General features: G+C 31.0%; 21 protein-coding genes. 7 read left to right on the top strand and 14 right to left on the bottom strand.

Annotated elements, in window-relative coordinates:
• Positions 1-5 precede the first annotated feature (5 nt).
• The 5 genes from clpP (at position 6) to QHG34_RS05925 (ending at position 5842) form a co-directional block, all read left to right on the top strand.
• Entirely contained in the window at positions 6-674 is a 669-nt protein-coding gene (gene clpP, locus QHG34_RS05945; RefSeq protein WP_282629285.1) for an ATP-dependent Clp endopeptidase proteolytic subunit ClpP, read from the top strand.
• A gap of 221 nt (positions 675-895) precedes the next feature.
• On the top strand, positions 896-2044 hold the full coding sequence (gene clpX / locus QHG34_RS05940) for an ATP-dependent Clp protease ATP-binding subunit ClpX (RefSeq protein WP_282629284.1): 1149 nt from the start codon (positions 896-898) through the stop codon (positions 2042-2044).
• A 93-nt stretch (positions 2045-2137) separates the two neighbouring features.
• Entirely contained in the window at positions 2138-4231 is a 2094-nt protein-coding gene (locus tag QHG34_RS05935; RefSeq protein ID WP_282629283.1) for a T9SS type A sorting domain-containing protein, read from the top strand.
• A gap of 9 nt (positions 4232-4240) precedes the next feature.
• Positions 4241-4489: a hypothetical protein gene (locus QHG34_RS05930; protein ID WP_282629282.1), complete on the top strand. Its 249-nt coding sequence runs from the start codon at positions 4241-4243 to the stop codon at positions 4487-4489.
• Between the two features lie 66 nt (positions 4490-4555).
• Positions 4556-5842: a TlpA family protein disulfide reductase gene (locus QHG34_RS05925; RefSeq protein WP_282629281.1), complete on the top strand. Its 1287-nt coding sequence runs from the start codon at positions 4556-4558 to the stop codon at positions 5840-5842.
• A 53-nt stretch (positions 5843-5895) separates the two neighbouring features.
• Here the strand turns inward: QHG34_RS05925 and rodA are convergent, their stop codons facing one another.
• The 6 genes from rodA to sppA form a co-directional block, all read right to left on the bottom strand.
• Complete coding sequence (gene rodA / locus QHG34_RS05920; RefSeq protein ID WP_282629280.1) at positions 5896-7440, bottom strand: rod shape-determining protein RodA; 1545 nt, start codon at positions 7438-7440, stop codon at positions 5896-5898.
• Entirely contained in the window at positions 7409-9394 is a 1986-nt protein-coding gene (locus tag QHG34_RS05915) for a peptidoglycan D,D-transpeptidase FtsI family protein (protein WP_282629279.1), read from the bottom strand. The genes rodA and QHG34_RS05915 overlap by 32 nt, the downstream gene beginning before the upstream one ends.
• Positions 9391-9906, bottom strand: a complete 516-nt coding sequence (gene mreD, locus QHG34_RS05910) for a rod shape-determining protein MreD (RefSeq protein WP_282629278.1) — start codon at positions 9904-9906, stop codon at positions 9391-9393. The genes QHG34_RS05915 and mreD overlap by 4 nt, the downstream gene beginning before the upstream one ends.
• On the bottom strand, positions 9896-10747 hold the full coding sequence (mreC, locus tag QHG34_RS05905) for a rod shape-determining protein MreC (RefSeq protein WP_282629277.1): 852 nt from the start codon (positions 10745-10747) through the stop codon (positions 9896-9898). Before mreC ends, mreD begins: the two co-directional genes overlap by 11 nt.
• Positions 10748-10759: 12 nt before the next feature.
• Complete coding sequence (locus tag QHG34_RS05900) at positions 10760-11785, bottom strand: rod shape-determining protein (protein ID WP_019975837.1); 1026 nt, start codon at positions 11783-11785, stop codon at positions 10760-10762.
• Between the two features lie 167 nt (positions 11786-11952).
• Positions 11953-13722 (bottom strand): signal peptide peptidase SppA, encoded by a 1770-nt coding sequence (gene sppA / locus QHG34_RS05895; protein WP_282629276.1) that lies wholly within the window; start codon positions 13720-13722, stop codon positions 11953-11955.
• Positions 13723-13749: 27 nt separating this feature from the next.
• Between sppA and folK the strand changes: the two genes are divergently transcribed.
• Positions 13750-14160, top strand: a complete 411-nt coding sequence (gene folK / locus QHG34_RS05890) for a 2-amino-4-hydroxy-6-hydroxymethyldihydropteridine diphosphokinase (RefSeq protein WP_282629275.1) — start codon at positions 13750-13752, stop codon at positions 14158-14160.
• Between the two features lie 78 nt (positions 14161-14238).
• Positions 14239-15645, top strand: coding sequence for an OmpA family protein (locus tag QHG34_RS05885; RefSeq protein WP_282629274.1), 1407 nt, complete (start codon positions 14239-14241; stop codon positions 15643-15645).
• Positions 15646-15761: 116 nt separating this feature from the next.
• On the opposite strand, the gene QHG34_RS05880 is transcribed toward QHG34_RS05885, so the two are convergent.
• The 8 genes from QHG34_RS05880 to putP all read right to left on the bottom strand — a co-directional run bounded on the left by QHG34_RS05880 (position 15762) and on the right by putP (position 25632).
• The gene (locus QHG34_RS05880; RefSeq protein ID WP_282629273.1) at positions 15762-17126 is read right to left on the bottom strand and encodes an exonuclease domain-containing protein; all 1365 of its coding nucleotides are present in this window, start codon (positions 17124-17126) and stop codon (positions 15762-15764) included.
• Between the two features lie 4 nt (positions 17127-17130).
• On the bottom strand, positions 17131-18660 hold the full coding sequence (locus tag QHG34_RS05875; protein ID WP_282629272.1) for a helicase HerA-like domain-containing protein: 1530 nt from the start codon (positions 18658-18660) through the stop codon (positions 17131-17133).
• A gap of 38 nt (positions 18661-18698) precedes the next feature.
• On the bottom strand, positions 18699-19736 hold the full coding sequence (locus QHG34_RS05870) for an endonuclease/exonuclease/phosphatase family protein (RefSeq protein ID WP_282629271.1): 1038 nt from the start codon (positions 19734-19736) through the stop codon (positions 18699-18701).
• 4 nt (positions 19737-19740) lie between these two features.
• On the bottom strand, positions 19741-20625 hold the full coding sequence (locus tag QHG34_RS05865) for a rhomboid family intramembrane serine protease (protein ID WP_282629270.1): 885 nt from the start codon (positions 20623-20625) through the stop codon (positions 19741-19743).
• Between the two features lie 3 nt (positions 20626-20628).
• Complete coding sequence (locus QHG34_RS05860) at positions 20629-21381, bottom strand: rhomboid family intramembrane serine protease (protein WP_282629269.1); 753 nt, start codon at positions 21379-21381, stop codon at positions 20629-20631.
• Position 21382: 1 nt separating this feature from the next.
• Entirely contained in the window at positions 21383-23170 is a 1788-nt protein-coding gene (mutL, locus tag QHG34_RS05855) for a DNA mismatch repair endonuclease MutL (protein ID WP_282629268.1), read from the bottom strand.
• A 138-nt stretch (positions 23171-23308) separates the two neighbouring features.
• The gene (locus QHG34_RS05850) at positions 23309-24109 is read right to left on the bottom strand and encodes a DUF2971 domain-containing protein (protein WP_282629267.1); all 801 of its coding nucleotides are present in this window, start codon (positions 24107-24109) and stop codon (positions 23309-23311) included.
• 26 nt (positions 24110-24135) lie between these two features.
• Complete coding sequence (putP, locus tag QHG34_RS05845) at positions 24136-25632, bottom strand: sodium/proline symporter PutP (RefSeq protein WP_282629266.1); 1497 nt, start codon at positions 25630-25632, stop codon at positions 24136-24138.
• Positions 25633-25708: the final 76 nt, after the last annotated feature.

Raw genomic sequence — 25708 nt, 5'->3', positions numbered from 1 at the left:
TAATAATGAAAAACGTAGGAGAAGAATTTAAAAAATACGCGTTGTTAGACAAAGGAATTAGCTCATTACATATGGAAAGCTATATCCAAAATACAACACCTTACATTGTTGAAGAAAGAAAATTGAACGTTGCACAAATGGACGTTTTCTCTCGCTTAATGATGGATAGAATTATCTTTTTAGGAACAGCGATCGATGATCAAATTGCCAATATCATTCAGGCGCAATTATTATTCTTAGAAAGTGTAGATTCTACAAAAGATATTCAAATTTACGTTAACTCACCAGGTGGTGGTGTTTATGCAGGATTAGGTATTTACGATACGATGCAGTTAGTAAAACCAGATGTGGCAACAATTTGTACAGGAATGGCAGCTTCTATGGGAGCAGTTTTATTATGTGCGGGTGCTGCAGGAAAACGTTCGGCTCTTAAACACTCTCGCGTGATGATTCACCAACCATTAGGTGGAGCGCAAGGACAAGCAACTGATATGGAAATTACATTGAAGGAAATCTTGAAATTGAAAAAAGAATTATATGATATTCTTGCAACACATTCTGGACAAACTTTCGAGCAAATCGAAAAAGATGGAGAACGTGATTACTGGATGACTTCGACAGAAGCAAAAGAATACGGAATGATTGACGAAGTGTTAGCACCTCGCGCAAAATAATTTCTGTAACAAAATAATAAAAAAGGATACTCAGTTTTGAGTATCCTTTTTTATTCCTCATAATCTAGGCAATTAGCAAAAAAGCAATTTTTCACAACAATGTAAATTAAGAATTAATATCATTATCTTTGTAAAAGATTTAGTATTAAATAAATTAACAAAGAAATATTTTCTATGTAAAAGAAAATAAATACCTTTGCACATTATTTAAGCAGAAAAAATTGGAAGAAAACAAATGCTCTTTTTGTGGAAAAAGCAGAAACGAAGTTAATATTTTAGTATCAGGAATTGACGGTAATATTTGTGATAACTGTATAGAACAAGCTCATGGTATTGTTCTAGAGGAATCAAAATTTAACGAAAGTAATGATTTAATCAAGCCTTTGACTTTAAAATCTCCAAAAGAAATTAAAGAATTTTTGGACGAATATGTAATCGGTCAAGATCAAGCCAAAAAAATATTATCTGTTGCTGTATACAACCACTACAAAAGAATATTATTAGACAAAGACAACGATGTTGAAATTGACAAATCTAATGTAATCTTAGTAGGAGAAACAGGAAGTGGAAAAACATTACTAGCCAAAACAATCGCCAAATTACTAAACGTTCCGTTTGCAATTGTAGATGCAACTGTATTAACGGAAGCAGGATATGTAGGTGAAGACGTAGAAAGTATATTAACTCGCCTTCTACAAGCTGCAGATTATAATGTAGAATTAGCAGAGAAAGGAATTGTTTTTATTGATGAAATGGACAAAATTGCACGTAAAAGTGACAATCCATCAATCACAAGAGATGTTTCTGGAGAAGGTGTACAACAGGCTTTACTTAAAATTTTGGAAGGAACTGTTGTTAACGTTCCACCAAAAGGAGGACGTAAGCATCCAGATCAAAAATTTATAGAAGTTAATACAAAAGATATCTTATTTATTGCAGGTGGTGCTTTTTCTGGAATAGAAAAACACATTGCAGATCGTTTGAAGAAACATGTAATTGGTTTCAAAAATGAAGACGAAAAAGTAATTGAACATCTTTTGGATGAAGTAAATGCACAAGATTTGAAAAATTTTGGAATTATACCAGAATTAATTGGACGTTTACCAATCATTACCTTCTTAAAACCATTAGACAAAGAAGCGATGAGAGCGATTTTAACAGAACCTAAAAATGCGCTTATCAAACAATATACAAAACTTTTTGCTTTAGATGGCAAAGAGCTTGAAGTGACGGACGAAACTCTAAGCAAGATAGTAGATCGAGCGAATGATTTAGGGTTGGGAGCTCGTGGATTAAGAGCTGTGACTGAAGAAATCTTTACAGATTTGATGTACGACATAAAAGATTTACCAGAAAAAGTAACAATATAAACTATTGTATAGTAACTTTTTAATAAAAGTTTTTATATTTGTAATGAAATTATTTTTTAATTTTAAAAAAAACCTACCAAAATAACATAAATTATGAAAAAGAATCTACTTGCTTTATTCGCATTAGGAGCGATATATAGTGCATATGCACAAGATACTAACATAAAAGATGCAGTAATTGTTAAAATTAACCCTAATACTCTTTTCTATAATGGAGGAAATGTTAATGTAACAACTGATGCAACAAGCGCAACAACAGAGAAGATTATTAATCAAGGAAATATTCAAATTAAAGGAGGTTTTACAAATACCAATACTAATGGTAAAAACTTTGTTAATAAATACACAAATGATAATTCTTTTGGTCAATTAATTATTCAAAATGCTACAACTGTTACAGGTAGAGTAGCTATTGAAAGATCAATTCCTGATGTAAATAATGACGAATATGTAATCTCATTACCATTCAAGAATGTTACGGCTAAAGAAGTTGTTAACTCTTTGACAGGTGGTAACTTTTTTAAGGGAGATTGTAAGTTAAATACAAACTGTGGTAACTCAAGATATCTACAATCTATCCTTTTTTGGGATGTAAATGAAACTGAATATGATGCAATTGATGATGCATTCATAATCGATCCAAAATTCAGATATTTATTAAATTTAAGAGCTGGAACAGCTGTAGATAATGCAATTATTTCATTAGGTACTGCGAATCCTATTAAATTTGCTGGAATTCCTAATAATAATAGTACTGATTTTGCCTTAAAAAGTGGTTTAAAAGGTGGTTCACAAGATTTTGCTAATCTTACTTGGAAAGATTGGAAAGGTAAAATTAATAACTACAACGAGACTTACGATTCTTACATAGGAAATAAGACTGGTACATTATACGATGCAAGCCAAATCTATGGCAAAAATCAACACCGTTTATCAAATCCGTTTACTTCAAACATTGATTTATCTGATATTGGTAAAGTAAATACATGGATTAGATTTACCGGAGCTACAGGTGGTACTGCACCAACAGAGGTTTTTGCGGGAGCACTTCGTTTTAGAGTAACTAAAATTGCTAATGATTTTACAATTAAGTGGAATGCAAATTCAGGTAACGTAACAACAAGTTCGTCTACTCCTATTAGTGCATATCTTACTTCAGATGGAGCTGCTACACCAACATATATTTGGACAGGTAATCCACAAGCTTTAATTGTAAAACCATACGAATCTTTTTACATAGATTATCATGCAATTAATAGTGCTGGTAACGGAGGAACTAGAATTGTAAGCGCAAACGTTAAATTAACTGATTATCATAAAACTTTTGATTATAACTTTAGTTCTAAAAATCCTAATGCAAACGGATTCCCTAACGGAACTTTTGCTAAAACTCAAAATGAAACAAATTCTACAAAACAGGCATTGTTGAATGATGATAGGTTAAAACAAAAAGGTTTAGTAACAGATTTTGATTTTACACAAGTTGAATTATTTTTAAGTAAAAACAATAAATTTGAAGGAACTGCAGCTTATTTATTAAATGCAAACTTCATGGTAAGTGGAAATGCTACTAACAACAATACAATAACAAATCCTATATTCTTTTACGAAGAAAATAGTAATGGAGAGGTTATAAAAACGGCACAAACATTATCTAATTCTTTTAATTCTGTTGATTATATTGCTAAACCGATCCGATTAGGTTTCAATGATCTTGAGAATGGTCAAGAATATACAATTAACATGAACTTGTATGAATATTCTATTTTAAATCAAGTAGATAAATTAGGTCTTGGTAAATATTACATTTTAGATAAGAAAACAAATAAAACTGAAGTAGTTGATGCTAATACAAAAATCACTTTTGTAGCTGATAATACAATTAACGATCGTTATGAATTTTATTGGAATGCATTACCTGAAAGTTTATCAACTAATGATAATCTAACTTCAAAAAATATTACTTATTTATATAGTAACAATGGTAATCAATATATCAAATTTGAACAAAATAATACAACAGCAGATATTGCTATTTACGATTTAGCTGGAAGACAAATTTCTTATAAAACAAACGTTTCGACTAATAACGATCATCAATTAAATTTAGTTGCAGCTGGAGTTTACTTAGTAAAAATTAGTTATAAAGACGGAAAAGTTGTTACCAAAAAAACCATTAATAAATAAACCTAACCTATGAAAATATTTTTAAAATTTAAATTTTACTTACTAGTACTATTCTTTAGTTTTGTTAGTACCGTAAATGCACAATGGGATTGTGACACAGGTGATTGTGGTGGTGGTGGAAATCCTCCTACACCTGGTCAAGGAACTGGAGGACAAGCAACTCCAATAGATGATTATACAATCTATTTAATTGGTTTTGCTATCTTAATTGCAGTAACTTACTTTGCTGTTAAGAAATACAAAAAATCTTTGATTTAATCAATATTAATCATACTTTTAAACCTCAATCTTTTTGATTGAGGTTTTTTTATATTACGAAAAATTATGAAAAATAAATTTATACTACCAATAGTTGTTTTAGGAGGATCTGTATTCGGACAATTTACAGTATCTGGACAATTAGAGAATTATGCAAACAAACCTGTTTTAGTAAAAATGTATGATAATGCAGAACTAAAATTAGTTAAAAATACAAAAACAGATGCGCAAGGTAATTTTAGTACAAACATTCCGAAAGAATACAATGGTTTTGTACGTGTAGATTTACCAACAGGCGAAAACATTTCATTGTTAACAGATAATAAAAATATCAAATTCAAAACCGTTACTGGACAAGAATTTATGAATAAACTTGAAGTATTAGAAGGAAATGCGCAAAAAGAATTTAATAAAGTTTTGGCGATGCAACCTCTAAATGAAGTTCAGAACCAAGTTTTTCCTTATTTGATGCAAGTTTATAATCAATCTGATGAATTTTATCAAGCAATTATAAAAGAACAAAATCGTATTAAAAACTTGAGTAGTGCAACTAAATTTTCTGGTTTAGTACAATATGAAAAAAATCTGACAGATTTAAAAGCTGAAGCTCAAAATTCAAAAGATACTAAAGTTATTGAGCAAATTGTAGCTCACTTTGTAAATGATGATGTACGTTTAGAGCAATCTGGAATGTTTAATGATTTAGTGTTCGCTTACATCAATCTAAAATTGAGCAACGGAAATCAGCAAGATAATATCGAAAATAAAATAATTGCTGCTACTGATGAAATTTTAAGTAGAACAAAACTTACGACATCACGTGGACAAAATATTTTGAATGCGTTATTAAATTTTGTTCCAAAAGATCAATATCCAGCTTTTCATAAAAAATACATCGATCAAGCAAAAGCTTTAACAGGAAATGTTACGGAGCAATTAAAAAAACAAATTGGTCAAACAGCTAATGTAGAGATTGGAAGTAAAGTACCTAATATCACTTTTGATCAACCTATAAATGGAAAGAAATCATTGTATGACATTAAAGCTGATCAAAAATTGATTGTATTTTGGGCGTCTTGGTGTCCTGCTTGTCAGCAAGAAATTCCTCATATAAAAGAATATTACAAAAATTTCAAAGCGAAAGGTGGCGAAATTGTTGCTATTTCTTTAGATTATGATGAAGCTGAATACAACAAAGCTACAAAAGAACTTCCTTGGTTTAATTATACTGATTTAATGCGTTGGGATTCTCCTATTGCAGCAGAATACAATGTTAATTCTACTCCCACTTTATTTTTAGTTGATAAAGACAATAAAGTAATTAAAAAAGTTAATCACGTTTCTGACTTATAGTCTTAGAAAACGATACAAAATAAAAAGCTATACTTTGCAGTATAGCTTTTGTTTTATATTAAACCTTGGTTGTTTTTGTAATGAATGATTAGAAATATACCAATCAGAATTGTGAATCCCCATAATGAACTTCCTCCATAACTAAAGAAGGGCAAAGGAATACCTACGGTAGGAAATAAGCCAATTACCATGGCGATATTGATAAAGAAATGGAAAAATAATATTGAACCTACGCAATAGCCATAAAATCGTGCAAATCGATTCTTTTGATGTTCGGCTAAATAAAATATTCGGCCTACAAATAGAGCGTAAATAATTACCAAGAATGTACTTCCTAAAAATCCCCACTCTTCTCCTACAGTTGTAAAAATATAATCGGTTTGTTGTTCTGGTACAAAACGTCCTTTTTTGATTGTTCCTTGATTGTAACCTTTTCCGTATAATTCGCCCGAGCCAATCGCCGTTTTAGCATACAATAAATTATATCCAGATGTATCACGGTATTTTGCTTCTCCTTCGTACAAAACCATTACACGCTCTTTTTGGTGTTTTGGTAATTTCTCGAAAATGATTGGCGAAATAAAACTGATTGTACTAGTCAATAATAAGAGAACAATCGAAGCTATAATACTAAAATTTAAAACATTTGCAGCTAAACCAGATTGCGTTTTGAATGGCGAATTATTAATTTCTTTCTGTTCTGTTAATTTTAAAATCAATACTGGTATAATTGATAAGAAAAAACCTATCAAACCAAATAATACTGTATTAAAAAATATTGGCTCAGCAAAGAATAGTGAACGCATAGGAAATAAATATCCAAAAGATTCTCTCGTTTCTTCAGATAAATTTTGAACGAAATAACAAATCCCAATCAATAATAAAAAGAAGAAAGAAAGTCCTATTAATACACCATGCATTGCATCAACTACATTTTGATTATAATTAAATGCTAATATTAATAATGTAATTGTTAGAACAATGAATCCAAAAAACAATAATACGTAAAATGGAATTTGAACAATTGAAATCAAAAAAACTATCAATCCAATAATTGGCGCTATGATTATCCAAGGATTTAGTCCTTCTCTGTACAATGCAATACTAAGCGAACAAAATATGATTACCGAACCTAAATCTGGTTGTAATAAAATTAACACAACAGGAAGAGCGATTACCAATAAAATCTTACCAATAAAAGTAAGATCTTTTAGATTTGCATTAGAATGATTAATAAAATTGGCAATCAATAATGCAGTTCCAATCTTAGCAAATTCGGCAGGTTGCAAACTTAATGGTCCAAATCTATACCAAGCTTTAGCTCCATTAATTTCTTTACCAACAATTAAAACTCCGACGAGTAAAACGAGGGAAACAATATAAAAAACAGGACTATAAATCTCAAAGAAATTGCGATTATTACCACTTGCAATGATCAAACCTAAAATCATGACCATTCCTAGTCCAAACCAAATTAGCTGTTTTACACCTAAATCTGGATTGACACTATACACGTTCATAATCCCAAAAGTTACTATAAGAAACCCTAGGATTAGTACAGTCCAATCAATGCCTTTTAGTAATCTGTTTTGACTCATTTTTTAGTTTAGAAGAATCTTTTTTAAATTTTAAAGAATCCGTTTTACCTACTAAGGAATCCTTTTTAATTGGTTCTATATAAAGTCCTTTTCTTTTTAAATAATCTATCCACTGACGACGATACTCTCCTTGTAGATTACCAGCTTTCATTCTATCAACAAGTCCTGGACGTTTTATTGTATCTGTAACATACAATTCCGCTATTAAACTAGCCATTGGTCCAGCATAGGTTGTTCCCCAAGATCCATTTTCTACAATTGCAGCAATTGCAATTTTCGGTTTATCTGCTGGAGCAAATAGCACGAATAACGAGTGATCTTGCCCATGAGAATTCTGAGAAGTTCCTGTTTTACCTAATTGAATAAATGTACTTGTATCAAAACTACGTGCTGTCCCCATTGTAAATACATTTCGCATTCCTCTATGAATAATATCAAAATGTTTTGGATCTACTAATGTGTTTTTCTTTACCATATAAGTAGAATCTGTCAATGGTTTTCCATCAATCTGATGTACAATGTGTGGTGTATAGAAAAATCCTTTATTAGCTATAATCGCAGTATAATTTGCCATTTGCAAAGGAGTTGTATTGATATCTCCTTGTCCCATACCATTAAAAATAATACGATAAGGATTCCAAACACCTTCTCCAAAACGATCGTTATAAAATTCGGCTGTCGGAATAAGACCTTTACTACCAACAGGCAAATCTGTTCCCATAAATTTTCCTAAACCAAAACTATTCATAATCGCTGCCCATTCGTTAATCCCAACGCTATAATCATTTGGATCTTTACGAACAATGTCACGATAAGCTTCTGAGAAAAAATTATTACACGATTTTCCTATTGCTCTTTCTAAACCTTGCGGCGCATAATACAATCCGCAGTGGCAACCAATATGCATACGTCCGTAACGAAAACCGTGTTTACAAACATATGTTGTTTGCTCCGTCATTGTTCCCATTTGTAACGCAGCCAAAGCTGTTACCATTTTGAATGTTGAACCAGGAGGATAAGTTCCTTGCAAAGCACGATCAAAAGTTGGACGAGAAATAGAATCGTTGATTAACGCATTTCTTAACTTAGAATTCAGATAATCATTTGGATTAATTGTTGGCGCAGATGCCAAAGCTAGTATTTCACCATTATTTGGATCAATTGCTACAATAGCTCCACGTTTATTTTTCAACATCTGTTCGGCTAATTCTTGCAAACGATAATCAATCGTAAGATTTACAGTTTTCCCACTTTTAACTGGACGATCGTATTCCCCGTTTTTATACGGTCCTACAACATTCATGGTTCTATCAACAATCCAGTTTTTTACACCTTTTACACCACGTAAATCTTTTTCATACGATTTTTCTACACCTGCAATTCCTACTAAATCACCTGGTTGATAATAGGTAGAATCTGTTTTGATGTAAGCTGGTCCAGCCTCGTTAATATAACCTAATATATTTCCGGCAGAACTAACCATATACTTACGTTCGGGACGTTTAATAATACTAAATGCAGGATACAAATACAATTGCTCTTGCATACGTGCAAAATTTTCTCGCGAAATATTCTTTATAAATGGATAAGGTGAAAGTCTTTTATAATCTTTTGCAGAAACAATTTTATTCATGATAGAATCAAATTGTTTTGTAGAGATACCAACCATTCTCGAAAATTTATTCTTATCAAAATCATTAATAAATTCTCCGGAATCATCAACAACTTTACCTGGAATAACATCTAATTCGTACGAATAAGTGTTACTCACTAATAATTTTCCATTGCGATCTAAAATATCACCACGATTGGGGTAAATAATTTCTTGTTTGATTGAAGTATTAAACGCATTTAACGTATAGCGATCAGTAAATAATTGTAGATAGGCTAAACGTCCTATAAATAGAAAAACTATAAATAGAATGAGTGCATAAACAACCATTAACTTTTTCATACTCCAACTTTATTTTTAAATAAAATTTTATAAATAAAGACAAATACAAATGTAATTCCTGCATTAATCAATGCTTTTAGCATTAATGGACCAATTCCTGTTGGTTTGAAATTCTCTAACAACAATAGCAATACGCTATGAATTAAGATCAAAATAGCCATGTAGAAAACCCATTGTGCAAAACTAAATGATTGGAATGAGAAAAATTCCATTTCATAATCTTGTTTACCAGCCAATAATTTGATGATTGGTGTTCTTAAGAAAGCTACAAAAGTGATAGCAAAAGTGTGTATTCCGCCAGTGTACTCAAAAATATCAATCATTAATCCTAATAAGAATGACAGGATTAATAGGGCGTATTTATTTTGAGAAGGTGGATAAAATAATACAAAAACAATGTATATATAAGGTTGAAAGCTTCCTAAAAAGTTGATATGATTAAACACAAAAACTTGTAGCAAAGCCAAAATGATAATCTTGATAAGATTGATTAAAAAGTCTTTATTGAACATTGTTTGTGTTTGTTATTGTATCTGATTTTTCAACTTGTTGGATTTCAACTTTATTAAGATTAGTAACCACATAAGCTTGTGCTAGGTTACCAAAATCTTGTTTTAGTTTAACTTGAATTCTCAACTCTCCCGTTTCGTCAATTCCTTTACTTACGACAGTACCAATGATAATCCCTTCTGGGAAAACTGGTGATTTACCATCTGTTTCGATAACATCACCTTTTTTAACTGCAATATATTTCGGAATTTCTAGCAATTGTACATAACGAGGATCTTTTCCGTCCCATTTTACTGTTCCGAAATATTGATTTCCTTTTATACGCGCATTAATATTGATGTCTTTGTTTAATAACGAAATTGCACGCGAATAATTTTTACTTGCATACGTTACTATACCAATTACACCATTATTTGTAATGATACCATCGCCTTTCTCTACTCCATCGTTTGTTCCTTTATCAATTGTCAAAAGATTTTGCGTTTTGATAATCGAATTGTTTACAATTTCTGCAGGTACAAATGAGTAAGTTTGTTTATAACCTAAAGTATCAGTTTTATAGAATTTCTTCGTTTTAGCATCTTTAATCCCTAAATGTACTAAACGCTCGCGCAACGAAGCATTCTCATCCATCAATTCTTTATTCGTTTGCGGTAAGTGAATAAAGTTAGTAACTTTTGCTATTTTATCATCCACATAACCTGTAAATGATGTACTTGCAGAAGCTAAGATGGTTTCGTGATAAATGTTTTTCTTAAAGACAAGAAACAATGCAATTAACTCTAAAAAGACGAAAATTAATAGCATTCCATTTCTTCTAATCGCATTCAGAATATATTGCATTGCCCTTTACTCCTATTTCATTAAGAAAGTGAATTTATCAATATTTTTAAGTGCTATACCTGTTCCACGAACAACAGCGCGTAAAGGATCATCAGCCAAGAAAACTGGTAAACCTGTTTTTTTAGAAATACGTTGATCTAAACCTCTCAACATAGCTCCACCACCAGCCATATAGATACCTGTATTGTAGATATCTGCAGCTAATTCTGGAGGAGTTTGAGATAAAGTTTCCATCACTCCATCTTCAATACGCAAAATTGATTTGTCTAACGCACGAGCAATTTCACGGTAATTAACCGTAATTTCTTTTGGTTTTCCTGTAATCAAATCACGACCTTGTACTGGCATATCCTCTGGTGCATGCTCTAATTCTTCTACAGCAGCTCCAACTTCAATTTTAACACGCTCAGCAGTTCTTTCTCCGATATATAAATTGTGATGAGTTCTTAAGTAATATGCAATATCGTTTGTAAAGACATCACCTGCAATTTTCACAGATTTGTCGCAAACAATACCTCCTAAAGCTACAACAGCAATCTCTGTAGTACCTCCACCTATGTCAATAATCATGTTACCTTTAGGTTGAGTGATATCAATTCCTACTCCAATTGCAGCTGCCATTGGTTCGTAAATAAGTCGAACGTCTTTTGCATTAACGCGTGCACAAGAATCTTTTACAGCACGTTTTTCAACTTCAGTAATACCAGACGGAATACAAATAACCATACGTAATGATGGTGAAAATAATTTTCCTTGAATTCCAGGAATTTTTTTGATGAATTCAGTCAACATGAATTCAGAAGCTTCAAAATCTGCAATTACACCATCCTTCAATGGTCGAATTGTTTTTATATCATCATGCGTTTTACCTTGCATGTGTTTTGCTTGTTCTCCAACAGCAATAACTTTATTTGTTCTTCTATGTATAGCGACGATAGACGGGCTATCAACAACAACTTTATTATTATGAATAATTAAAGTGTTAGCTGTCCCCAAGTCAATCGCAATTTCTTGCGTGAAAAAATCAAATAATCCCATCGTTGATTAAGTCTCGTATTATTAAAAATGAATGTACAAAAGTATGATAAATTTAGGTGATTTTTGAAAAGATGAAAAAAAAATTTCTTTACCTAAATTTTTGCTAAATTAGGAATAAATCTATAATAAAAAAGGGTTAAAAACATTTTAACCCTTTTTTATGATTTCTACTGAATTTGTATGTTATAAGGCAGTCTTAATTGAATACCTTTTTGCTCATTTATCTGTTTTATTTCTTTGTAAATTCTTACACCATCAGTTCCTAATTCTTGTGCAATTTTAGCTTGTGCACTTTTTCCTTGCATTTGTTCCATAAATTCTTCAAAAGAATCTTTACGTTTTGGATAACTTTCTGTCGAATATTTATCAACTTTAGCCAATTTTGCAGCTGCTTTTATCGCATCATTCAAACTACCAAATTCATCAATCAATCCGATTTGTTTCGCTCTTGTTCCAGACCAAACTCTTCCTCCTCCAATCTCATCAACTTGCTGAAAAGTCATTTTTCTATTTTTAGAAACATGGTTTACAAATCTCGCGTAAGTTAATTCTACCGATTTTTGCATTGTATTTTGTGCAGATGGTGACAAGGGTGTTGTCAACGATTTTAATTGATCTGCGTTTGCATTTGTTTTTACACCATCGAAATCTAAACCAACGTTATTGAATAATTTCTTTGCGTTTGGAATCATTCCGAAAACTCCGATAGATCCTGTAATTGTATTTGGTTGAGCATAAATTTTATCCGAAACTTGTGCTATATAATATCCTCCCGAAGCTGCAACATCTCCAAAAGAAACAATAATTGGCATTTTTGTTTTTAATTGAGCTAACTCAAATAAAATTTCGTCCGACGCATTTGCACTTCCTCCAGGCGAATTCACGCGTAAAACCAACGCTTTAATATCATCTTTCTCCGCAATCTTACGAATTGCTTCTACGTAAGTTTTAGACTGTATTCCGTCAAAACCATCTCCTTCTGTAATTGTTCCAGAAGCATATAAAACCGCAATTTTATCTTTCTCGTCTTTTTCTTCTAAGGTTTCATAATAATCTTCAACCTTGATTGTATGTTTAGTTAAAACTTCAAAATTAGATTTTGATTTATCAACTTCTAGACCTAATTTTTTGAATAACATTTGTTGATATTCATTTTCTTGTGCGATAACATCATAAAATTTATGTTGTTTACCAACTTCAGGAATAAAAGAATACAAACTATCTGTTGCTATATTTAACTCATTTTGAGTCATTTTTCTAGACTTAGCAATCGTTCCGGAAACATTTCCCCAAACATCATTCAATAATTCTGATAGTTGAAGTTTATTTTCCTCAGACATGTTTGTTCTGAAAAAAGGTTCTACAGCACTTTTAAATTTACCATGACGAATCACTTGAAAATCTACACCATATTTATCTCCAGCATTTTTATAAAACATAATATCTGAGCTTAACCCTTGTAACAATGTTCCTCCAAGTGGGTTTTGATAAATTTGATCTGCAACACTATTCATATAGTAAGCCAATTGACTACCAGAGTTAGAATATGCATAAATAAATTTACCTGACTTTTTAAAATCTTCTAAAGCTGCACGAATATCTGCTGCTTGTGTAGCTCCACCAGAAAAATGATCAAGTTTAAGACTTATTCCTTTTATTTTATCATCATTCTTTGCTTGCGAAATTGAATAAATAATGTCTTGCAAATAAAATTTTGTTTCTTCAGAAAAATCAAAAATTGAAGACGATCGATCCATTTCACTTTCTTGAATTGGATCTTCTAACGAAATTTCCAAAACAGAACCATCTTTTACACTCTTACTTGTTGTAGAAAGTGCTGACACAAAAATTAACACCAACATGATACAAAATAACACACCAAATGTTAATAGGTTTCCTATAATTGTTGAGAATACTCTCCCTAAAAAGTTCTTCATTACTAAATTATTATTACTTTTGCCTATATGTCGACAAATACTATCATTTTGTTACTCGGAACTAACCTTGGAAATAAAATTAACAATTTAGAAAATGCAAAAAAGAAGATAATTTCTGATATTGGAGATATAAAAAAAGAATCTAACGTATTAGAAAACAATGCTGAAGGTTTTACAAGTGAAAATTCTTTTTTAAATCAAAAAATTGAAATTATTTCTAAATTTTCTCCATTTGAAGTTCTAAAAAAAGTAAAAGACATTGAAAATAACATGGGACGAACATATTCTCAACCATTAATTAATGAAAAATATGTAGATCGTATCATAGACATTGATATATTGTACTTTAACAGTATAATAATTGATTCTAATCGATTAAAAATACCTCATCCCCAAAATTACTCTCGTGAATTTATCAAAAGTTTATTTTTTTATTAAAATATTAATTTTTAATTCTTTAGTTTTGTAAAATAATTTTATAATGCTTTATATTCGTTATATAAATAATTCTAACCTATGAAAAAAATTTTATCTTTATTAATCTTAGGAGCATCAACGTTTGGCTTTTCGCAAGCAACGTATGATGAAAAACCATTTAATAACAGTAAAAAAGAATACAACGATTGGTCTGTATCTGCTTTTGCTGGTCTTAATGCTCTTCAAAATACTGATTTAGTATCATGGATGGGAAAATATTTCACTCCAGGCTATGACTTTCAATTTCAAGTTAACAAACAAATTACACATGCTTTTGGACTTAGTTTACAATATGAATTTGGTAAAACAAGACAAAAAGGTAATATTGATGATTCTGCATTAAGTGGTTTCCATGGATATGCTTATGGAAAAACTAAATATCAAGCAATTGGTGTTTTAGCAGACATTAATGCGTCAAACCTATTAAGAAGAGTTGATAACAGAACTGAATTTAAATGGGCTATGCATTTATATGCTGGTATTGGTATCCAAGGATACAAAGCCTACAGAAATAATTATGCTCCAGGAGGAAGTCCTGAATTCACACTAATTACAGATCAGAATATTTCTGATAAATCAGTATATTCTCAAGTTGGAGCTGGTCTACGTTATAAATTAAATGATAAATTTGATTTAGAATTAAGAGGTATGTATTACATGTCTGGAGATGAGGAATTTGACGGATCAGGTAAACCAATGCCTTATCATAATTCAGGAGGAATTACTGCAGCTGATACTGAAGAAGGTCGCGATGATAACATGTTTACCTTATCATTAGGTGTACATTATAAAATAGGTAAACATAAGGATGCTTTACAATGGGTATCTCCTTTAAATGTTAAACCAGCAATTGAACAAACTCCATTCGAATGTATTGATGAAGACAAAGACGGAGTTTGTGACCAATGGGATAAATGCCCTGGTACACCAGAAGGTGTTCGTGTAGATGGAGCTGGTTGTTCATTAGATTCTGATGGAGATGGTTTACCTGATTCTGAAGATAAATGTCCAACAATTCCTGGTCCTCCAACAAACGGTGGTTGTCCTGAAAAATTAGTTCGTATTTCTGGTGAAGATGTTGCAACAAGAATTAATGCATACTTAGAAGGTATTGAATTTGATTATGATTCTGATCGTATTAGAGAGCAATCTTATGAAAAATTAAATCATGCTGCTGAAGTATTATTAGCTAATCCTGATTTCAAATTCGTAGTAGAAGGTCATACTGATGCTGCTGGAGGTGTTGATTACAACCAAAAATTATCTGATAGACGTGCTGCTTCTGTTGTTCGTTACTTAGCTAATAAAGGAGTAGATACAACTAAATTATCTCCAATTGGAAAAGGTAAATCTGATCTTAAATGGCCAGAGTGTAATCCTGTTACAAACTGTCCAGCTTGGAAAAACTTAGAAAACAGACGAGTTATTTTTAAAGAAGTAAAATAATTCAGTAAATAAAATGAAAAAGGTCGATTAATAATCGACCTTTTTTTTGCAAAACTTATAATAAAAAACTCGTTAAAGTTAACTTTAACGAGTTTTTTATTATGCCTTGAGAATTATTATAAATTGATGATTTGATTAGATCGATAAGAATTTTTAAATAAAAAGTATTTTAACATGTTCTTCACCTCTTCTGTCTCTTCTATTGGGATCAAAATATTGTGAATCTTTTCTAAAGTTTTAATTTGATGATGGTATTCATAATATCCAAACCCTTTAAAAATGTTATTCTCAACCAAATAAAATGATTTTTCAATTCCATGACGTCCTTTATCAATTACAATAAATGTTTCTGAAGGAAACTCTGTTGTTTTAATAAACTCATTCAAACGTTGATTATATTCTTCTCTAGATTCTTCTTTAATACAAGCTCCTTTACATTTATCAACTTCATATTGAAAACATGGTTCATCAGATTTTATTCCTGCATTCACTTGTTGGCAAAGATTATAATCGTTCACAATTTTATCCAGAACTTCTTTCGCTCGTTCTTTTGTTTTAAACTTTAAAATTGGAATTGCTTTTCTTACTTTACCAATCTCTAAACGAGAATATCCTCTTTTAGATTCTAGAAAATATAACCCAAAAGGATATACCTTATTCTCAACCATTTTAGTATTATACATTGGTTGATTCTTTAAAACTTCATTATTCTCTTTTAAAGCTGCAAGAAAACCACTTCCTGTTTCTTCAAACTTAATAGAACGTGTATAACGTTTTAATTTATTCGATTTTAAAGTTTTTGAAGTAAAAATTTGATTAATAGTCTGTGCAATATTATTACTTCGACTAATATAAATAAGCTGTTTTCTACTATTGTACAGATAAAAAATACCAATCGTATTTGGCAAACCTTCTAATAATTTTTGGTACTTAGAGTGTGCTTTTTTAGGTTGTTTTAACCCTGTTCTCTTCGTTATAATTTTTTTAGAATCTTTATCTAATAACATTTTAAACAAAGAAATCGTAGCACGAGCATCACCAGAAGCTCTATGTCTGTCTGTAACTACAATTCCTAGAGAGGCACATAATTTCCCTAAAGAATATGACGGAAGCCCTGGAATAAGTTTCTCACTATATTCAAAAGTATCTATCCAATCTTTTTTATAATTATATCCTAATCGTTCAAATTCTTGTACTAACATTCTATAGTCAAACATTACATTATGTCCAACTAAAATACAATCATCTGTTATTTCAACTATTCTCTTTGCTATTTCATGAAACTTTGGCGCTGTTAACACCATTTTATCCGTAATATGCGTTAGTTTCTGAACAAATTGATCGATTTTCTTCTCTGGATTAACCAAAGAAATAAACTGATCAACTATTTCTAAACCATCAAACTTGTAAATAGCAATTTCAATAATTGATTCTTCTCCTAATTTTCCGCCAGTCGCTTCTATATCTAAAATCGCGTACACTTGCTTATTTTTTTCCTTTTAAAAAATTTGTTAACATTTTCATTCCCCAATCAATCAATTTACGTGTTGCAGTACGACTTACATCGCGTACCATTTTATTATCCGTCCAATCTTTTTCTTGAGGAGCTCTTCTTGTAGAAGTTGTTTTTGTTGTAGTTTGCTCTACACTTTTTTGTTGTTCTAATTGCTGAGATAAAATCTCATTTGCAGATTGTCGATCTACTGCTTGATCATATTTAGAAACTAAATCAGAATTTGATAAAATCGTCTTAATTTCTGAATCAGTTAAAATATCCATTCTTGAGTTTGGCGCACGCATATAGGTGTAAGCCAAAGGTGTTGGAATTCCTTTTTCGTCTAATGCTGTTACAAAAGCCTCTCCTATCCCTAACTGAGTAATTACCTCATCCGCTTTATAATATGTTGTTGTTGGATAATTTTCTATTGCTTTTGTAATTTCTTTACGATCTTTTGCTGTAAAACCACGAAGCGCGTGTTGAACTTTTAATCCTAATTGACTTAAAACAGCATCAGGAACATCGCCAGGAACTTGCGTTACAAAATACAATCCTACTCCTTTTGAACGTATTAATTTAACCATCGTTTCTATTTGATTTAATAAAGCTTTTGTTGCTTCTTTAAAAATCAAATGCGCTTCATCTATAAAAATAACCAATTTTGGTTTATCTGAATCTCCAGCTTCTGGGAATTGAGAATAAATTTTATTCAATAAACTTAACATAAATGTCGAGAATAAATTGGGCTGATTTTGTACATCAACCAAACGAATAATATTTACGATTCCTTTTCCGTCTCTTGTTTGTAATAAATCTTGAACATCAAAGCTTGGTTCACCAAAAAACTTAGAAGCACCTTGCTGCTCAAGTCCTACAATTTTACGCAAAATAGCACCTAAAGAAGCTGGCGCAATTGTACCGTAATTTGAGTTTAATTCTAATTTTCCTTCAGGAGAATCTGTTACGTATTGCAACACACGACGAATATCTTCTAAATCAATTAACGGAAGTTTTTTATCTTCACAATACTTAAAAATAATTGAAATGATACTTTCTTGCGTTTCATTTAATTCTAAAATCTTACTAAATAAAATTGGTCCAAAATCTTCGACAGTAGCTCTTAATCTTGCTCCAGGTTCGTCAGAAATCGAAAGAAATTCGACAGGAGATGCTTGAGGCTCGAATGGTAAATTAAGCGATTTCATTCGCTCAGCTGCGTTAGCATCATTTGCATTTGCAGGAGCTCCTATACCAGATAAATCTCCTTTTATATCCATCAATAATGTAGGAACACCTTTCAAGGATAATTGCTCTGCAATAATTTGCAAAGATTTTGTTTTACCTGTTCCTGTTGCACCACCAATTAAACCATGTCGGTTCATTGTTTTTAAAGCAATAGATATTTCAGCTTCTTCTACAATTTCGCCATCTAATTTAGCTTTTCCTAAAACTATTTTATCATTTTTATATGAATAGCGACTTTGTATCTCCTGAATAAAACTATCTTTTTGGCTCATTGTTGATTGGATTAATATTTTTAAATATAGTAAAAAAATTACTCTGCAAGCTTATATTTTACAGTTACTGGATAATGATCTGAAAACTTTTTACGAATTACTTTTCCTTCAACTGGTTTTAAGTGTTTTGAATGAAATAAATAATCAATTCGGATCGGAAACTTGAAACCATGAAATGTAGTTCCATTTCCTTTACCTACTTGTATATAAGAATCGTACAAGTACTCATTAATCTTTTCGTACTCATAAGAAAGTGGCGTAGAATTAAGATCTGTACCAACAATAACGGGATGAGGAGAACGACTAATAAATGGAACAATAGCCTCTAATTGCTTCTCATGTTTTTTCATTCCATTAATTAGTTTCAATTCTATTTTACGACTCGAAACTTCTGCAGCTTGGGTATTATCTGATTGTATCACTTCTTTTACCAATGATTTATCAATATACATTGGTTCAAGGTATATATTTACAACTCTAACAGTATCTTTTCCTAAATCAATATCTGCATAAGCAGCTTTACCATTAAGATCTGGATCGTCCACTTTTATTTCATTCGTTTCAATAATTGGATATTTACTATAAAAAGTCAATAAACCATAAAACTCTGAATAGTATTGTTTAAATTCGTTATTCTTTAATTTTTTTTGTTGTCCTTGATATGCTTCTTGTAAGAGCATTATGTCCGCTTTATTTTCTATCAATAACTCTTTTGTTCCTTCTTCTTTAAAACCATGCACGTTATAAGATAAAACAGATAAATCAGACGTTTTATTCTCTAATTTATTAAATTGAATTAATGGATATGATAAATAAATTGGATAAACTAAACCAAGAGACAAAGTGAACATCACTAAGAAATGACGCCAACTAAAAAACAACCAATACACCAAAAATAGCAGAACTATAACAAATGTGATTGGAAACCCGATTGATAAAAAATTAAGATATGGTATTTCGGTTGGTGTAAAAATTTTATTTAAGTATACACAGTAAGCTACTAATAATATCACAATATTGATTATTAGTACTAAACGATTGAAATAATTTAGTTTAAACTTACTGATTGTACTCATTTTATTATCTACCTTCTTTGAAAAGGAAATCTTTTTCTTCTTTAGATAAACTTTCGTAGCCGGAGCGAGAAATTTTGTCTAAAATAGTATCTATTTTCTTTTGTTTTTCTACTTTTTGATGATTAAAATCGTAATCATCTCTTGGCACATTATTTTGTTTTGTTGACGATGTATTTTTATAGGTCTTAAAAGTTGTTTTCTCTTTCTTCTTAAATATACTTCCTATTTGAAAAATAAAATTACCTAAAAAATCATTTCCTCGCTCAAATTGTTTCATATAAAGGTAGCCAAAAATTGCACCACCTAAATGAGAAATACTTCCGCCAGCATTCTGATCTGCAATAATATTATATACATCAAATGCAATAAACACATAACCAACGTATAATAACGGAAACGATGTTGGAATTAACAACAAACGAACTGGCATTTTAGGATTATACGAAATCATTCCAAAAAAAACTGCATAAATAGAAGCAGAAGCACCAACTAATAGATGTGAATAGTTGAAAATATTCTGAAACAATAGAAAAAAAACTCCTCCTGCTATTCCTCCAAAAATATAAAACGTTACTAAATTTCTGTTCTGAAATTGCTGCAAAAACATTTGTCCTACAAAATACAACAAAACCATATTCATAATTAGATGAAAAAGATTTCCATGTAACCAAGAATAAGTCAGGATTTGCCAAGGCATTCTTATTAATTCATCAAATGATGTTAAAGCGAATAAACCTGTTGTAGTAACAATAGAATGTGCTGTAGTTTTGAATACAAAATCCACAATCAACAAAGTAAAGAATACAACTACATTAATGTAAATTAACTTTGTTGCACTATTACCTGATGAATATTTTAATTTTAATTCGTCTAAAATGTTAGTTGCCATTTCTTAATTCCATCTATATAAATTCTTTTTCCAGCTTCTTGCTAACAAGAAACCGATCAATCCGCCGCCTAAATGTGCAAAATGGGCTACATTTCCGATATTTTTATATCCCATGTAAAACTCAATTAAAACCATTATTGGAATAAAATATTTTGCTTTTATTGGAACCGGGAAAAAGATTAACATTAATTTTTCATCTGGATACAACACTGCGAAAGCCAATAACAAACCATAAATCGCACCAGAAGCACCAACCATTGGCGTTCTAAAATCATTGATTAAATTGATTGCTTCTTGTGTTGTTCTAAAATTTTCAGGAACATTATATAAAGCTCCTTGAATATTTAATTTTGAATATTCATAAATTTCACTAAACGGAATTCCTTGATTTTGAATTGTATCTTTTAAATCTTGAATCTGAAAATAATTGACCAAATTAAATAAGATAAACCCTCCAAAACCAGCTAAAAAGTATAAAATCAAAAACTTTTTTGGACCAAAAGTTTTCTCCACAACAGACCCAAACATCCATAAAGCAAACATATTAAACAAAATATGTGTAATTTCTGGGAAGCTCGCATGCATAAACATGTGCGTTAATACTTGCCAAGGTTTGAAGTTTGGAGATTCTGGATAATAAGCTGCCAAAAACACATCTAAGTTAATTCCTTTTACACTAAAAACAATTGTTGCAAAATAGAATAAAACATTGATTATAATTAAATTCTTTGTAATTGGTGGTATAGATTGTCTCATACTATTGTAACGTTTTTTTAATATCCGACGTATTCATCTGTACAAAAATAGGTCTTCCATAAGGCGTATAATTCGGATTGGGTAGTCTTAGCAATTCTTCGACCAAAGTTTGCATTTGCTCAGCTTTTAATGCAACACCTTTTTTAACGGCTGCATTTTTTGCTAAAATCTTCGCAAAAGTATTTTCTAATTCAATTTCTTCTTGATAATCCAATTCCTCGATAAAATCCATAAATACAGACACAACATCTTCTTGTTGTACATCGACCGGAATTGCATTAATCTGTATTGCTTCTTCATCTAACGAAATATCAAAACCAAAACTCAATAACTGATGTTCTACATTGATTAATTTCTGACGATCATTTGGTGAAAGTTCCAATTCAATAGGGAAAAGCATTTGTTGTACCAAAGCATTTCCGTTGTTTGATCGTACAAATTTTTCGAATAATATTTTTTGATGCGCTCTATGTTGGTCAATAATCAACAATTCGCCACGATATTCTACAACCAAATATTGATTTAACCACTGAATTACTTCAAATGCATCGTTCTGAATTTCTTCTGATTCAAATAATTGATGAGCATGATTATTTTCGATTTCCAACTCAACTGCATCGTTATAAAAATCAAAATTTGCTTTTATATCAGAAGGTTTTGGAGCTCTTGATTGATGATGTTCAAAAGGATTAAAACTTGAATCTACTGTAATCTCAGGCATTTTAATTTGCTTTTCTTCACTCGCAGATGGAATAAATGCCCAGTTCGGATCTTGTTCAAAATCTAACGAAGGAATTACATTAAATTGTCCTAAAGCATGTTTTACAGCCGCTCTAAGAATTGTAAAAATTAAAGCTTCATCCTCAAATTTTATCTCTGTTTTAGTTGGATGAATATTAATATCAATTTTTGAAGGATCAATTTCTAAATACAAAAAATAAACAGGACTATAACCAGCAGGTAATAAATTGTCAAAAGCATCAGCAATTGCATTATGTAAATATCCACTACGAATGTAACGATTATTGACAAAGAAAAACTGCTCTCCACGCGATTTTTTGGCTACTTCTGGCTTTCCTACAAAACCTTTTACTTTTACAATTTCGGTATCTTCTTCTACAGAAATAATCTGAGAACTTAACTTTTTACCAAAAATTTGAGTAATACGTTGTTTTAAATTACCAGCTTTAAGATGATACACTTCTGCATCATTGTGATGCAAAAAGAAACTAATGTTTTCGTGTGCCATAGAAACACGTTGAAACTCATCTTGAATATGACGAAATTCAACCTGATTTGATTTTAAAAAATTGCGACGAGCAGGAACGTTATAAAAAAGATTTTTAACAGAAATTGACGTTCCAACTGGACAAACAACAGGATCTTGATTGCGAACTTCTCCGCCTTCTATCACCAATTGCGAACCAATTTCGTCATCTGCTTTTCGTGTTTTCGTTTCAACTTGCGCAACAGCTGCAATAGAAGCTAAAGCTTCTCCACGAAAACCTTTTGTATGAATATTGTAAATATCTTCTGTTGTTCTAATTTTTGAAGTTGCGTGACGCTCAAAAGCCATTCGGACATCTGTCACACTCATTCCCGATCCATTATCAATCACTTGAATCAAACTTCTCCCTGCATCTTTTACAATTACCTGAATAGAAGTCGCTCCAGAATCCACCGCATTTTCAATCAATTCTTTTATCACAGAAGCTGGTCGCTGCACCACTTCTCCTGCGGCAATTTGATTGGCTACGTGATCTGGCAGTAATTGAATAATATCACTCATCGTTTCGTATAAATTGGATTTAATTTTGACTATTTTTTTAATCAAACTTTACAAATATACAAAGAAATCTCCCTTTTTACCTTATTCTGAACAAGTGAAACTTATCAACAATTTAATTAAAATGATAGGAGAAGTATTTTATTTTTTTTGTAAATATTTTCCATCTAATTGGCTTCTTTTAATATGAATTTCAGGTTCGTAACTTCTCAAATGTTTCTTACAAATTTCTATTACCTTTAATTCATCATCTTTAGTGCAATTTGGATATAACGTAATTTCAATTTTAGATAATGCTTCAGGATTAATAGGTACAAATAAATATTCTGGCAAATAATCTTGTATACCATCTTTACATATAGTTGTCAAATAATATCTAATTTCTTTTTGAAACTCCCAATATTCATCTTTATATCTTATTAACGAATGTAAGTCTTGTAAATAAGTACTTTTTGTTAACGAATCATAGTTCCAGTTTTTTTGTTTTTTTTCTTTAAAATCTTCACAATATTCAACCTCTAATACAAAACCATTTGTTTCATTAATAGGTGGAGAAATAGCATAATTATTATTGCTAAAAACCTCTAAAAATGGTACAGGAAAGAAAATATTAACTGCAGGGTGACTATCATCTAAAATTTTAGAAAAATCTAAAATCGATGTGGTATCTTTTACAGGTATTTCATGCTTAATATACCATTTTAAGGGCAATTCTATTCTTATACCATTTTGTGCATACATTGACCATTGCGGGATCGTTTCTCTAGACTCACTTGACCAACAAGAAATAAAGTAATTCTTTTTCAAAACCTCAGGAACACCTTGATTTTCAGTTTGATCATCCATCAAATCAAATCTTCCAAATCTAATTTTTTTACTTTCTAATATTTTATCCAATGATTCAATACTTGTGTAGTGGTTTACTTTTTCAATATTTATCATAAATCATGTTTCTAAATCTTTTTTCATTATTTCTTCAAAACAGCTTTCATTTCATCAAATTCTTTATCAATCTCTTGATTCGGTTTTTGAGTTAATAACGAAACGACATAAATTGCGATAACCGAAGAAATAAACCCAGGAATCATTTCGTACCAATCTTTGTAATCATGATTGGTATAAACCCAAGTTAACACTACAATTCCACCTGTTAACATTCCTGCCAAAGCACCTTGCCAAGAAGTTTTTTTCCAAAAAAGCGAGAAAACAATAATTGGTCCAAACGCAGATCCAAATCCTGCCCAAGCGTTTCCAACTAAGTTTAGAATAGAATCTTTTGGTGTTAAGGATAATAAAACTGCAATAACTGCAACAATCAAAACCGATAAACGACTTGCTGTTAATAACTGTTTTGGTGTTGCTTTTTTGTTCAAAAATGCTTTGTAAATGTCTTCTGTTAACGAACTTGATGTTACTAATAATTGTGAAGAAATTGTACTCATTACAGTTGCTAAAATTGCAGATAATAAAAAACCTCCAACTAATGGATGAAATAAAACACGCGAAAAATAAATAAAAATTGTTTCTGCTTCTGTTTTAGAACCATCAAATTTTAACATCGTTGTTTGATCAAATTTCATCATATATGCAATTCCAACCAATCCAACTAAAAGTGCTCCACCAACTGTAAAAATCATCCAAGTAATCCCAATATTTCTTGCTTTCGCTAAATCTTTCGGATTTCCAATTGCCATAAAACGAACCAAAATATGCGGTTGTCCACAATATCCCAATCCCCAAGCCATCAAGGATAAAATACTAATAGTTGTTGTACCTTTAAATAAATCCAAATATTTATCACCTTTATCATTAATCAATGAAAATGTTTCTCCTACTCCACCAATCTCTGTAATAGCCACAATCGGAACAATAACCAAAGCCAAAACCATAATCGTTCCTTGCACGAAATCAGTTAAACTTACCGCTAAAAACCCTCCTAAAAAAGTGTATAATACAACTACAAAACTTGTCATCCAAAGTCCTGTCATATAATCTAATCCAAAAGCAGATTCAAATAATTTTCCTCCAGAAACCATTCCAGCAGAAGTGTATAATGTAAAAAAGACTAAGATTAATATTGAAGAAACAATTCGCAATAAACGCGATTTATCTTTGAAACGATTTTCAAAAAATACGGGTAATGTAATCGAATTTTGAGCAATTTCTGTATAAATTCGTAATCGCGGTGCGACAAAAATATAGTTCAAAAAACATCCTGTTGTCAATCCAATTGCAATCCAAGCACTCGACAAACCTGTAAAATACATTGCTCCTGGAACGCCCATTAACAACCAACCACTCATATCAGCAGCACCAGCAGAAAGCGCCGTTACAGCCGCTCCCATCTTCCTTCCTCCAATCAAAAAATCTTCGGAATTACTTGTTGATTTTCGGTAGGAATAAATCCCGATTCCAATCATCAGAGCCATATATGCGCCAATAGAAATGTATTCGTAAATGTTCATGTGTTTTAATTTTTATCGAAAATATAATTTTTCATCCACAAAAATTGTACGAACTTTAAATTTCTAAACAAGAATC

It is taken from the genome of Empedobacter sedimenti (genome assembly GCF_030005555.1).
Lineage (GTDB): Bacteria > Bacteroidota > Bacteroidia > Flavobacteriales > Weeksellaceae > Empedobacter > Empedobacter sedimenti.
Note: the sequence above shows the minus strand (reverse complement) of the source record. Positions and strands in the feature narration are given on the sequence as shown.